At 55.5% G+C, this 12514-nt stretch carries 10 protein-coding genes and 1 tRNA gene; 7 read left to right on the top strand and 4 right to left on the bottom strand.

Annotated elements, in window-relative coordinates; genetic code table 11:
• The first annotated feature begins 44 nt into the window (after positions 1-44).
• Positions 45-1040, top strand: a complete 996-nt coding sequence (locus AY555_RS00285) for a dipeptidase (protein ID WP_066131872.1) — start codon at positions 45-47, stop codon at positions 1038-1040.
• 38 nt (positions 1041-1078) lie between these two features.
• On the opposite strand, the gene AY555_RS00280 is transcribed toward AY555_RS00285, so the two are convergent.
• Positions 1079-1153 (bottom strand) — tRNA-Gln (locus tag AY555_RS00280).
• Between the two features lie 208 nt (positions 1154-1361).
• Here AY555_RS00280 and AY555_RS00275 point away from each other — a divergent pair.
• The gene (locus AY555_RS00275; RefSeq protein ID WP_167804474.1) at positions 1362-1871 is read left to right on the top strand and encodes a GNAT family N-acetyltransferase; all 510 of its coding nucleotides are present in this window, start codon (positions 1362-1364) and stop codon (positions 1869-1871) included.
• Here AY555_RS00275 and AY555_RS00270 read toward each other — a convergent pair.
• The 3 genes from AY555_RS00270 to AY555_RS00260 all read right to left on the bottom strand — a co-directional run bounded on the left by AY555_RS00270 (position 1868) and on the right by AY555_RS00260 (position 6309).
• Positions 1868-2797, bottom strand: coding sequence for a 4-(cytidine 5'-diphospho)-2-C-methyl-D-erythritol kinase (locus AY555_RS00270; RefSeq protein WP_066131866.1), 930 nt, complete (start codon positions 2795-2797; stop codon positions 1868-1870). The genes AY555_RS00275 and AY555_RS00270 overlap by 4 nt on opposite strands.
• Positions 2798-2850: 53 nt before the next feature.
• On the bottom strand, positions 2851-4533 hold the full coding sequence (locus AY555_RS00265) for a tetratricopeptide repeat protein (RefSeq protein ID WP_066131863.1): 1683 nt from the start codon (positions 4531-4533) through the stop codon (positions 2851-2853).
• 138 nt (positions 4534-4671) lie between these two features.
• Positions 4672-6309: an electron transfer flavoprotein-ubiquinone oxidoreductase gene (locus AY555_RS00260; RefSeq protein WP_066131860.1), complete on the bottom strand. Its 1638-nt coding sequence runs from the start codon at positions 6307-6309 to the stop codon at positions 4672-4674.
• A 136-nt stretch (positions 6310-6445) separates the two neighbouring features.
• Between AY555_RS00260 and AY555_RS00255 the strand changes: the two genes are divergently transcribed.
• The 5 genes from AY555_RS00255 (at position 6446) to AY555_RS00235 (ending at position 12269) form a co-directional block, all read left to right on the top strand.
• Positions 6446-7324: a uracil-DNA glycosylase gene (locus AY555_RS00255; protein ID WP_245176927.1), complete on the top strand. Its 879-nt coding sequence runs from the start codon at positions 6446-6448 to the stop codon at positions 7322-7324.
• An 83-nt stretch (positions 7325-7407) separates the two neighbouring features.
• Positions 7408-9282, top strand: a complete 1875-nt coding sequence (locus AY555_RS00250; RefSeq protein ID WP_066131857.1) for a lytic transglycosylase domain-containing protein — start codon at positions 7408-7410, stop codon at positions 9280-9282.
• 25 nt (positions 9283-9307) lie between these two features.
• The gene (locus tag AY555_RS00245) at positions 9308-10303 is read left to right on the top strand and encodes a YeiH family protein (RefSeq protein WP_066131854.1); all 996 of its coding nucleotides are present in this window, start codon (positions 9308-9310) and stop codon (positions 10301-10303) included.
• An 81-nt stretch (positions 10304-10384) separates the two neighbouring features.
• Entirely contained in the window at positions 10385-11647 is a 1263-nt protein-coding gene (locus AY555_RS00240) for a cation:proton antiporter (protein WP_066131850.1), read from the top strand.
• The gene (locus AY555_RS00235; RefSeq protein WP_066131847.1) at positions 11640-12269 is read left to right on the top strand and encodes a ribonuclease HII; all 630 of its coding nucleotides are present in this window, start codon (positions 11640-11642) and stop codon (positions 12267-12269) included. The genes AY555_RS00240 and AY555_RS00235 overlap by 8 nt, the downstream gene beginning before the upstream one ends.
• The last annotated feature ends 245 nt before the right edge of the window (positions 12270-12514 follow it).

Below are 12514 nucleotides of genomic sequence, written 5' to 3'. Positions count from 1 at the left end.
TGGCCCTGATTACGTTTTGTTCTGGCTATTAAAGGATGCTTTGCATGATGGATTCCTGGTTGCCCGACCTGATCTGGGATGCGCATGTCTGCTTGCCCCTTGATACGCGGGCACCTTTGTCTCTCTTGGACAGTCATGTTCGCGGTGGGGCCGGGTTTGTCTCTGTCAATGTTGGCATGGATATGAACCAGATCTCTCAGATTATGCGTGTCTTGGCCGCCTTCCGGGCCAAAATCGCGGAATCTCCCGACCGCTGGTCCCTTGTTCGTACGGTGGCGGACATTGATGTTGCACGGTCCATGGGGGCCCTTGCTATAGCCTTTGATCTTGAAGGCTCGTTGATGCTTCAGGATATGCCCGAGATGCTGGAGGTCTTTTCAGCTCTGGGAGTACGCCAGATTCACTTTGCCTATAACCGTAACAACAGTGTTTCTGGGGGATGCCATGACGATGACATGCCCCTGACCGCGCTGGGGCGCCGTATGGTGAGGGCTGTGCATGATAATGGAATGATCATGGACTGTTCGCATATGGGGCGCCGTTCTGCCCTTGATGTTATGGGGGTCGCGCAGCGTCCTGTTGTTTTCAGCCATACCAATCCCCGTGCCTTGTGTGGGCATGAGCGCTGTATTGATGATGATCTGATTCGTGCCTGTGCCCAGACCGGTGGGGTGGTCGGATTATCCGGATTGAATCGTTTTTTTGGCATTAAGACGGATGTGCAGGACGAGGATATGATCCGTCATATTGATCATGTTGTTGCTGTGGCAGGCATAGATCACGTCGGGATTGGCCTAGATGTCATGCACGAACTACCCGGAATGACAGACTTTCCCGATGGCGTTGACCGGGGATACTGGTGGCCGGTTGAGCGCGGATACACGCCTGGTTATCCGGTCAAGGTCTATGCCCCCGAGAACCTGTCACGTCTTGCCCGTTCTTTGCTTGTGCATGGTTACAAGCGGGATGATGTCGGCAAAATTATGGGGGGAAACTTCAGGCGGGTTGCCAAAGAAGCGTGGGGAAGCGCCAGTGTCTGACCCGGGCGTTTCAAGTACCTGTTATGACTGATAGGTGGTGGCTGGGGTGCCAGGATTCGAACCTGGGAATGGCGGTACCAAAAACCGCTGCCTTACCGCTTGGCTACACCCCAACAGACAAGGTAGAGACTACCCTGCGCGAGAGGGCGGCACCATAAGGTATTCTTCTGACCTGTGCAACAGTCTTTTGTGCACACGCCAACACTTTGGGTCACAACGTACATCTGGTGCGCAAAGGCTATTTTAGGCTTGATGGTACAGCATGATATAGCGCTATTTTCGGTGTTATTGTCTGCTCTGTTGATGATCCGCGGGGTTATTGTGCATATACGAACAGGAGAGCTAGGTGATGTATGCGCGGCAACAGATGTGCTGCGGCGTTCTATTGTAGAGCTGTGCCAGGCGGATCACGGAGGAAGCCCTGAGCGGATAGCGCTCTGGCTTGCCAATAAGACCCCCGAAACGGTTGCTCTCTGGATTGATTCTGAGAGCCTCAGATTCGTTGTTGCAGAAGATGCCAACTGTGTTGTGGGTGTTGGCGCTGCCAGTGTGGATGGTGAGATTCTTCTTAACTACGTCGATCCTCGTTGCCGGTTCCAGGGGATTAGCCGGGCTGTCTTATCCCATCTTGAGGCATGGATATCCGGGCGGGCGTATTCCACCGTCATGCTGACAAGTACCAAGACAGCGCTGCCATTTTATCTGGCTGCTGGGTACAGAAAGAGTGGGCCTGTCGATGTCTGGCAGGGTATGCCGGGCTACCCTCTTGGCAAGCCGTTGTTGCGCTTACCCTCGGAAACCGCCACGGTTGATGTGATGACGAAGGATTAGATCCCGGTGAACGAGACGGGTGAGTCCGCCAGCCCGAACGGGTCAACCGTATGCAGAGCCGGGGCGGCTGCAACCCACCATGCAGGCTTGGCTGTACGCAAGGCTTTGGCCGCTGTCCGGGCTTCATACTCTGTAGAGAAGAGTGCCCAGCACGTTGCTCCACTGCCGGACATTCTGGCAAGCAGGCACGACGGCAGAGCCGTCAGAAGGGCTAGGCACTCTCCGATAACCGGTTCTAGGCTTATGGCTGCGGCGGTCAGGTCGTTGCGTCCTTTACGCAGTTGCACTGCCATATCCTCAGCGGAGCGGGGTGTATCGGTCAGCCGAATCGGAGGGAGAAAGTCACCGGCATGGGCCCGGAAAACCAGAGGTGTGGAGACTTCTACGCCCGGATTTGCAAGCACCAGCCAGAATCCGGGCAGGGGAGGGGCTTCATGCAGGATGTCGCCAATCCCTTCCATGATTGTTGAACGTCCCTGCAGGCACACCGGAACATCGGCACCCAAACCAAGAGCCAATTCATGCAAGGCCGCTTTTGTGGGGTAGAAGGACCACAAGCGTATCAGGCCATGCAGGACCGCTGCGGCATCGGCGCTGCCTCCACCTATCCCCGCAGAAACGGGGATGTTTTTTTCCAGAACCACCCGCACGCCATCCTTACGTCCCGCAAGAGCAGCCATGCGCCGTGCGGCTCGCAGGGCGATGTTGTCTACTGGATTCAAGGCATCCAGATTGTGGGCTTGGGGTCCCTCAATAACCAATGAAAATGTGTCGGCCGGTTCCAGTGTGATGCGGTCCAGAATGCCTGCAAACACCACAAGGCTTTCCAGTATATGATAACCATCGTCGCGACGTGCCGTAAGGTGCAAGGTCAAATTGACCTTGGCTGGGGCTGCAACGCACACTGTCTTTTCAGAAGTGGTCATGTCCTGTCCTTGGCGGTGCCGTCTCTTTTCATTCTTCGGGTGGTGCGAAGATATTACTGCGGTGATGTGCCTTCACGGCTCTTGGCGTGTTTGTCCAGTTTCTGCGTGATGCTTTGTGCTATTGCGTCTTCCGGCTTCAGGCTCAAGGCCCGCTTCCACTGAAAAATAGCTTCCCGCGTGCGCCCTGTTTTCCAGTATGCATCGCCAAGATGATCATTGATGGTTGGATCAGCTGGCTCCAGTTCGACAGCTTGTTCCAGATAGGCAATTGCGCCCTGATAGTCCCCCAGAAGGTACAGGGCCCACCCTAGGCTGTCGACGATGAAGCCATCATCCGGGCGCTGGGCAACAGCCTGTTCAATCATGGCTTTGCCACGTTCCAGATGTAGGCCGCGGTCGATCCATGAATAGCCAAGATAGTTCAGGATCATCGGGTGGTCCGGCTGTTGCTCCAAGGCCAGAAGCAAGTGTTTTTCTGCCTCATCCCACTGCCCGTTGCGTTCTAGGGCCATGCCTAGGCTGTAGTGGGCCGACCACGTCGGCATGGTTGTTCCTTTCAGCCGCTCCAGGCCAGAGCGATATGCCGATATGGCTGCCGACCAGCGATTTTGCCGTCGCTCCAAATCGCCCAGAAGCATCAAGGGTTCAGGGGTTTCCGGATGCATGTCCGAGAGAGTGTTCAAGACGTTGCGGGCTTTATCAGGAAGGCCGTCCTGCTCAAACGCTTCAGCCATTTTAAGGCGGGCCGGCCAGAATAGGGGGGTGTCTTTTGTAATGCTGCCAAGGATGTGGGCCGCTTCTTTCCAGCGCCGCTGTTCATACAAAACATCTCCGATCATCAGCTGTGCATAGCTGAAATCGGGCCTTGCGATCAGGGCCATGCGAGAGAAGACCAGAACGGCATCCCATGCTTTTTCCTGCACAATGGAAGAGGCGGTGCCATACAGGGCTTCGGACAGTCCATCAGATGCAGAGCGAACAGGTCTGTCCTGTCCTTTGCTTGAACGGAACTCCGCCAATGCGGCGTCGACAAGAACGGAAGACATGTGTTCCCGTCTGTAGCGTTCAAAAAGCTCCAGCGCAGCTTCAGTCTTGCCATTCCGGTGCAGATAGGCGGCTATAATCTGGGCAGCCCGCAGGGACAGTGATGACCCATCCAGAACTTTCTCGTACCAGTAGCCAGCTTCGGCATCCCGGCCTGCCGTATCGAGGATCAAGCCCGCGTGAAAATCGTGCAGCGGTACAAGCTGTCGCTGTTGACGCATGGGCCTGAGCGTTTCCAGTGCTTGGTCGTGTTGCCCCGACCCGGCAAGGATCCACGCTCGCATAAGCGGAACCACAAAGCTGTTCAGGCCTTGTGCCTTCAGGGGTGCGAGAATCTGCTGCGCATCATGCCAGCGCTCCTCATGGGCAGCCCCCGTTGCGACCACAAGCGGGGCAAGCGTGTTCCCTTTGTCATGTGGTAATGTTGCAGCGGCCAAGGCAATGGCATTCTTGCTTTGGCCTGAAACCAGCATGTAATACCATGTGCGGCGCGCCAGCTCTATGTTGGCGGGATTATGCAGAAGGGCACCCTGATAGTAAGTGGCTGCGGCAGTGCTGTCATGTTCCACTTGTGCCTGACGTCCGGCCAGATACTGCCCGAAAGCAGACGACAAGGGCGGGGGGCGATCCTGAAGATCGGATGCAAGACTGACCCTGCCGTATTCCGAGACCGGACCACACGATGCAAGCATGAGGGCTACTCCGGATACCCAGAGGGTGGCTGCTCGAGGCAGCACGCGGGTCAGGCTGCGCCGGCGGGGCCATCTGCCACAAGTCTTGTATGAAAGCATATCCAATCGCTTCAGCCTGTTTGTACCTGCGCCCTGTTTTCACATATTCGGGTAATTGGGCCCGTCACCCCCTTGTGGAACAATCCAGTTGATGTTCCCGGAGGGATCTTTGATATCACATGTTTTACAGTGTACACAGTTTTGTGCGTTGATCTGAAGGCGGTCTTTCCCGGTTGTTGGGTCAGAAACAAATTCATAGACTCCGGCGGGACAGAATCGTGCTTCAGGCCCTGCATAGATCTTCAGATTTACGGAAACAGGCAGTGTTGGATCCTTCAGGGTCAGGTGGCAGGGCTGGTTCTCGGCGTGGTTGGTTGAGGACAGAAAGACTGAGGACAGCCGGTCAAATGTAATGACGCCATCTGGTTTGGGGTACTGGATCACGGGGACAGCACAGGCCGGCTTCAGGCAGGCATGGTCGGCGTGGTTGTGGAATGTCCAGGGTTCTTTGCCCCTGAACACATAGGTTGCCAGTGCAGAATAGATCAAGCCGCCCCAGAGACCCTTGTGGAAAGATGGGCGGATATTGCGGGCCTTGTGTAATTCCGGCCACACCCACGAGGCTTTCATCATATGACCGTAAGCGCTGACTTCATCCCGGCATGATGCACCGTTTGACAGGGCTTCGAAGACAGCCTCTGCGGCAACCATGCCGGATTTCATGGCAGTATGGGTTCCCTTGATCTTCGGGACATTCAGGAAGCCTGCCGAGCAGCCGATCAGGGTCCCGCCGGGAAATGTCAGTTTCGGGATCGACTGGAAGCCCCCTTCATTAATTGCCCTAGCGCCATAGGCAACCCGTCGACCTTTTTCAAGCAGTGGTCTGACGGACGGATGGGTCTTGAAACGCTGGAACTCATCAAAAGGAGACAGGTATGGGTTGGAGTAATCAAGGGCAACGACAAAACCGATGGCGATCTGGTTGTTTTCCATATGATAAAGGAATGATCCACCATAGGTGTCGGCCCGCATTGGCCAGCCAATGGTATGAACAATCCGCCCCGGGCGGTGTACAGATGGGTCTACCTCCCATATCTCCTTGATCCCGATCCCGTATGTTTGGGGGTCACAGTCCTTGCGTAGATCAAAGCGTTCCATCAGCTCCTTGGCCAGCGAGCCGCGTACGCCTTCTGCAAACAGGGTTTGACGGGCAACAAGCTCCATGCCGGGCTGGAACTGGTCTGTTGGCTCCCCATTGCGGTCTCGCCCCATATCCCCTGTTGCCACACCACGCACCGCGCCGGTTTCATCGTACAGAATCTCTGCTCCTGCGAATCCTGGATAGATTTCTACACCGGCCTCTTCGGCCTGCTCTGCCAGCCACCGGCAAAGGTTGCCCAAGGAAACGATGTAGTTGCCATGATTATGCATCTGCGGTGGTGTGGGCAGGCGGAAGGCCCTTTTTTCTGTCAGAAACAGAAAATTGTCGTCCGTTGCCGGTGTTCTCAGGGGGGCGTCCTTGACCTTCCAGTTTGGAATCAACTCGTCCAGGGCACGCGTTTCAATGACCGCACCAGACAGAATATGGGCTCCGATTTCCGATCCCTTTTCAATAACGCATACTGACAGTTCCCGCCCTTCCGCGGCAGCCAGTTGCTTGAGCCGGATTGATGCGCTGAGTCCGGCGGGGCCACCGCCAACGATAACCACATCAAACTCCATGGACTCCCGCTTCATCGGTCATTCCCCTGTCTTGTCACGCGGCTGTATCAAGCGGCAAGCATACGGGGGCAAGAGCTTGCAGGAAAGGGATTATATGGAAAGAGGGGGAGGGTCGTGTACGGAGAAGTGACGATCCGGGAAAGTCTGTGCTATGGTCTGGGCCATGATCGAGAATACACAGTGTACCCCGGATGTACTGTCGGGACCGGCTCTCTTGCGTTGGTATCTTGACGCCGGCGTCGACGAGGTTGTTGGCGAACAGCCGCAAGATCGCTTTGCCTTGTCCAGTCCGGCTGTTGATGCTGCTCCTGTGCAGCCTGTCTCCCCGTTGTCGGAAGGTGTGAGTCTGCCGGCACCGACTGCTGTCCCCCGCAGTCATTCTGTTGCGTCTTCCTCCTTGCAGGATGAGCCGGCAGCGGCGCGGTTTGGTGCAACGCGTGCTGCTGCAGAATGTTTGGATCTTGAAACTTTGCGTGCCGCTGTCGAGGCTTTTGAAGGATGCCCTCTGAAGGTGACGGCTTCACGGACTGTTTTTGCTGATGGCAATCCGGATTCAGACCTGATGGTTGTTGGCGAGGCACCGGGACGGGATGAAGACCGGGAAGGCAAACCGTTTGTCGGGGTTAGTGGCCAACTTCTGGATCGCATGCTTTCCAGCATTGGTCTTGATCGTCGTTCTTATTATATCACCAACCTGTTGCCGTGGCGTCCGCCGGGGAATCGTGCGCCTACAGATGCTGAAGTTGCTGTCTGTCTTCCCTTCCTTGTCCGTCATATTGAGTTGGTACAGCCAAAGGTTCTTCTTCTGGTCGGGGGATTGGCGGCCAAGAACCTTTTCGCGCGTACGGAAGGTATTACCCGTTTGCGGGGGCATTGGCGATCTTGGTCAAGCCCGGGGCTTTCCACTCCGGTTCCTGCACTGGCTACTTTTCATCCTGCATATTTGTTGCGTAACGCGGCTCACAAGCGCCAGGCATGGCGTGACCTTCTGGAAATCAAGCTGAAGCTGGGATCGCTCGCGTCCTTGTGATCGTGTCACTTGTTTCCTTCACCTTGTTGCCAAGCCACCCCACGCGTATAAGCAGGTTGGCGGCGATAGCGGAGTGATATCTGATGATCCAGCCCATTGGGTGTGCAGGGTGTGGTGTGGTTGTTCTGCTGCGCCAGTGGGCAGGGGGAATTGTTTTATTTCTGCTGTGCTTGTTCTTTTCAGGGCTTCCAGCTTGCGCTTTTTCCTCCCCCGATCCCGGTGATGACGGAGTGCTGCATGTTGGTATTGCCAATGTGTTGTCGGCACCGGATGTTGAACGTTACCAGCGTATTTTTTCCCTTCAGGATCAAGGTCTTTTTGCCGCCGCAGATCATGTTGTACGCTCTCTGGACAGCAAGCTGTTGCTTGGTTATGTCTTGCAGGATCGCTATCTTTCCGCCCGTTATGGCAAGGCGTCTTTCCAGGAACTCCGGTCGTGGATGGAACGGTACGCCGATCACCATGATGCACGCCGGATCTATCGGCTTGCCCGTAAGCGCGGTGGAGGACCTTTGCCGCATCCTGTTTCGCCGGAAGGGTTTGTTGCGGGTATCTCCGGCGATGATCCCCGGTGGGAGAGAGAGGCATCGGTTCTATCCTCTCGCGCGGCATCTGTTCTCAAGACAGGACGTATCTTCCGGGGGCATCTGGTTGCCGGTCGGTTTGATGCAGCAAGCAATCTTCTCAGGACAAGCCCTTTGTCTTCTGTTGATCGTGATCGCCTGTGGGCATCTCTTGCTTATGCTGCTTTTATCAAGGGAAAAGACGAAACAGCCCTGCGCTTTGCCCGTCAGGTGCGTGGCCAGGATTCGCGTGCTCTGTCATTGGCTCACTGGGCTGGTGGTTTGGCAAGTTGGCGCCGCCATGATTACGAGGAAGCGGCTGTCTGGTTCTCTGCATTGCGTGATGCGGACAATGCTTCGCCTTGGGTTCGTTCTGCGGCGGCTTATTGGTCCGCCCGTTCTGCTCTGAAAAATCGGCGGCCACAGGAAGTCAGCCAGTCACTTCATATCGCAGCATCCTATCCGCATACATTTTATGGGTTGATTGCACGGCGGGCACTTGGCCTGCCTTTGGACTTTTCCTGGCGTACGGATACAATTACAGATCAAGAGGCGGTGGCGATCACCGACTCACCCGCCGGGCGGCGTGCCTTGGCCTTGGTTCTGGTCGGCAAGCATGATCGTGCAGAAGATGAGTTGCGCCGCTTGTACCCCGCAGCCAGTCATGAACAAAGGCAGGCAATTCTCCATTTTGCAGAGCGGGAAGGAATGGCCAGTCTGGCCCTGCATCTGTCATCTGTTCGTATCCAGAGCGTAGATAATGCTTTTGAATCGGCCCGATATCCGGTTCCTGCTTGGCAGCCCCGCAATGGGTGGGCGTTGGACCGTGCCATGCTGTATGCGTTTGCTCGTCAGGAGTCAGCTTTTAATCCGGCAGCGCGTTCTCCGGCTGGTGCGGTCGGGCTGATGCAAATCATGCCTGCTACGGCACGGGCGGTTGCGCGTATGGAGAATAATGGTTGGCTGGGTGGGTCTCGGGCTGTTATGGATCCCGAAGTCAGTTTGTCCTTGGGGCAGTCGTACCTTGAGCATCTCTTGGGTTTGCCGGACATCAAGGGAAACATGTTTTTTGTTGCCGCTGCCTATAACGCAGGTCCGGGCACGCTTGCGCGCTGGAGAAAGACAGTCCGGTACGACGATGATCCCTTGTTGTTTATAGAGGCTATCCCGTCTCGTGAGACGCGTGCCTATATCGAGCGTGTTTTGGCGGATTTGTGGATTTATCGTGATCGCCTGGGACAGGACAATCCTGGACTGGACATGGTGGCTTCCGGGCGTTGGCCTCTTTATGTTCCGCAGGATGCTCGTACGGCCCCGGCCACATCTCAGAATCAGTCGCCGTCCTTTCGTTCAGGCTATGTCTTTCCAGCTGGCATGATTATCAGAGTTATGTAGGGGTACGGGGAAGAAGACATATCTGATGCGTAGCGTAACCTTCTATCTGTCTTGCGTCCCCGGCGTATTGTCCGTGTCGTTTGTTACCTTGGTGGCTTTCTTGCTGAACCACTTGAACCTTGCCTTTGGCTTCGGGACATTGAGTCTGGCCATTGTTCTTGGTATTGTCGCGCGGTCTGCTCTTCCATTCGCTGTTCGCCGTGAACCGGGTGAGGTTGCCATGGCCGGCATTCTGCTGCGCTCTGGTCTTGTGTGCTTGGGAGCGACGGTTTCATTGGCAGAGATGCAGGCCATTGGGTTTGGAGGCATGGGCCTCGTTGTCGTGTGCCTTTTCTTTGTGTTGTTGCTGACATTATGGCTGGGGCGGGCAATGGGTCTTGATCCCCGTCTGACCTCTCTGATTGCCTTGGGAACATCCGTGTGCGGGGCTTCGGCCATTGCTGCGGGTCGTGATGTGACGCGGGCTTCTCCCGAGCATGTAGCCTGTGCTATTGCCTTGGTTACCCTGCTTGGTACCTGTGGAATGTTCATCCTGCCATACCTTGTACTCTGGTTTGATCTGGATGAATTCAGGGGAGGGCTGTGGTGTGGGGCAACCTTGCATGAAGTGGCCCAGGCCGTTGCCGCTTCTTGGCAGGTTGGTTCTGATGCCGGCGTTATCGGTACGCTGGCAAAGCTTCTGCGGGTTGTTCTGCTTGTTCCTGCCTTGTTTATTGTTATTTTCTTCCAGAGGCGCCAGAACCGTGACGACATGCATGTTCCCTTGGGACTTCCATGGTTTGTGGTCGGTTTTACAGCTCTTTTTTTCATGCGTAGCATCGGAGTATTGCCTAGTGCTGTAGAAGAGCACGCAGGCCTGTTTGCAACCATGCTGCTGACCTCGGGTATGGCCGCGCTGGGCTTGCGTACAGATTTCCGCCAGTTGCATCGTCTTGGGATGGTCCCGTTGGTGTTGGGATGTGTGGCTTGGATTGCCATGGTTACGCTTGCCCTTTCTCTGCTTTTGGCCTTTATGTCCTGACAGTGATTGTTTTTCTTCTGGCCCGGTCACGGCAGGCATGTTGGCCGGGTCGTCGTGTCTTGTCGTTCAGGGTAGTGTCTGATGGAGCATCATGATTTCACAGGGATGGCCATAACAGCCTTGGCTGCGATGGCTTGTGGTGTTGTTTTCACACGTCTGCGTCAGCCAGCCATTATTGGTTACATCCTTGCCGGTGTTATCCTTGGTCCCTCGGCCTTGGGAATGGTCACGGATCGTGGTGGTGTTGCCCTGTTGGCTGAACTGGGCATTGTTATGTTGCTGTTTGTTATCGGGCTTGAACTGTCGGTCCATCGCTTTGCAGAAGTGTGGCGTGTTGCGGTTCTGACCACGCTTTTGCAGACGGGGGGCAGTGTTGGGGTCATGCTCCTGTTTCACCGGCTGCTTGACTGGAGTGCAGGAACCGCCGTTCTGCTGGGCTTCTGTCTGGCGCTGTCCTCGACGGCTGTGGTGATCAAGGTTCTTGAGCAGAGAGGAGAGCTGGACAGTCCGTCTGGGCGGCTGACGGTTGGTATCCTGATCGCCCAGGATATGGCTGTTGTTCCAATGATGCTGACGCTGTCAGCATTGACGGGTGATGGTATTGATCCCAAGGTCATGCTGCGGGTTGCCGTGTCGATCCTTATTCTGGTTGCTCTGGTCTGGGTTTTGTTGCGTCGGGACATTCGTCTACCCTTTGTCGGAACGGTCTCGGGGCACCCTGATCTTGGGCCACTGGCCGCGTTTGGAGCCTGCTTCGGGGCGGCTGCCTTGGCTGGTTTTGCTGAACTCTCACCTGGGTATGGGGCCTTTGTGGCCGGTCTGGTCATCGGGAACAGTGCGGATGGACAAAGCCTGAGGCATCATGCTCACCCGATACAGGCTTTATTGCTGATGGTGTTTTTTCTGTCTATCGGCTTGCTGCTTGATCTGACATTCCTCCGCGACAATATCGGTATCGTCTTGCTGATGCTGGTTGCTGTTACCGTGATCAAGGCAACGATCAATGTGCTTGCCCTGCGTTTGCAGAAGATCAGTTGGCGCCGTTCATTCTGTGTGGGGGTAACGCTGGCACAGATCGGGGAATTCTCTTTTATGCTGGCGGGAGCCGGGGTTTCCCGCAGGCTTCTGGAAAGCGGGGAAGGGCAGTTGGTTGTTGCGGTGACGGTTTTGTCCCTGACGATCAGTCCTCTTTGGCAAATACCGGTGCGCCGCCTGAATACCTGCACCGAATCTTTCTCTGGTCCTACCGATGTTTTGCGTGTGGCCTGCGCACCTGAGATCCATAAAGCCCGTCGTTATTGGGATCTTGTTTCCCGTATTGTCTCTAGGAGTAGAGATGCCTGATTTTTATCTGGAAAATGATGCTCGGTCCCGCTTTGGTTCAAATGTTGCCGGTGTTGATGAGGCTGGGCGGGGGCCCTTGGCAGGACCTGTTGTCGCAGGGGCTGCCTTGCTTGATCCAGACCTGTTGCCGGATGCCTTGTTCCATGGCCTGAATGACAGCAAGAAGCTGTCAGCTTCGCGGCGGAATGCCTTGTTCTCGATGCTGACCAGTAGCCCCGGTGTGGTCGTGTCAGTTGGTATTGCCAGTGTGGAAGAGATAGACCGCATCAATATCTTGCGAGCAACGCATCTGGCGATGGAACGCGCTGTGAATGGATTGGGCGTGTGTCCTGATGTGGCCTTGATTGATGGAAACCAGGCCCCAAAGAGTTTTCCGTGTCCTGTGATGTGTGTTGTGAAGGGTGATAGCCTGAGTTTGTCTATTGCCGCAGCATCTATCATGGCCAAGGTAACCCGTGATCGCATGATGGAGGCGTTGTCGGCAGATTTCCCAGCTTATGGCTGGAATAAAAACATGGGGTACGGAACGGTTGCCCACCGGGAGGCAATCATCAGGCATGGTCCAACCCCGCATCATCGGCGCAGCTTTGCCGGGCAGGGCAGCCTATTTGAGGGTGTGTGAATTCTTTCCTGCAAAATTGTTATGCTTCACAGCTAATGTAACGAGTCGCATCACACTATCCACAGCCTGTGGATAGTGTGATTTTCTTTCTATGTTGCCTTATCGCAACACCATCAAGGTCTTGTGGGTATTGTGCCATGGGTAACACATGATGCTGTGCCCGTGGTCTGTCCGGGCCAATGTTCAAAAGAATGATGACGGATGTTCGGTGTGCGGGGGCCCTTGACCTGCGACTCGACGTGGCT

The sequence above is a fragment of the Haematospirillum jordaniae genome (assembly GCF_001611975.1).
Lineage (GTDB): Bacteria > Pseudomonadota > Alphaproteobacteria > Rhodospirillales > Rhodospirillaceae > Haematospirillum > Haematospirillum jordaniae.
This window is presented reverse-complemented; position numbering and strand designations above follow the sequence as displayed.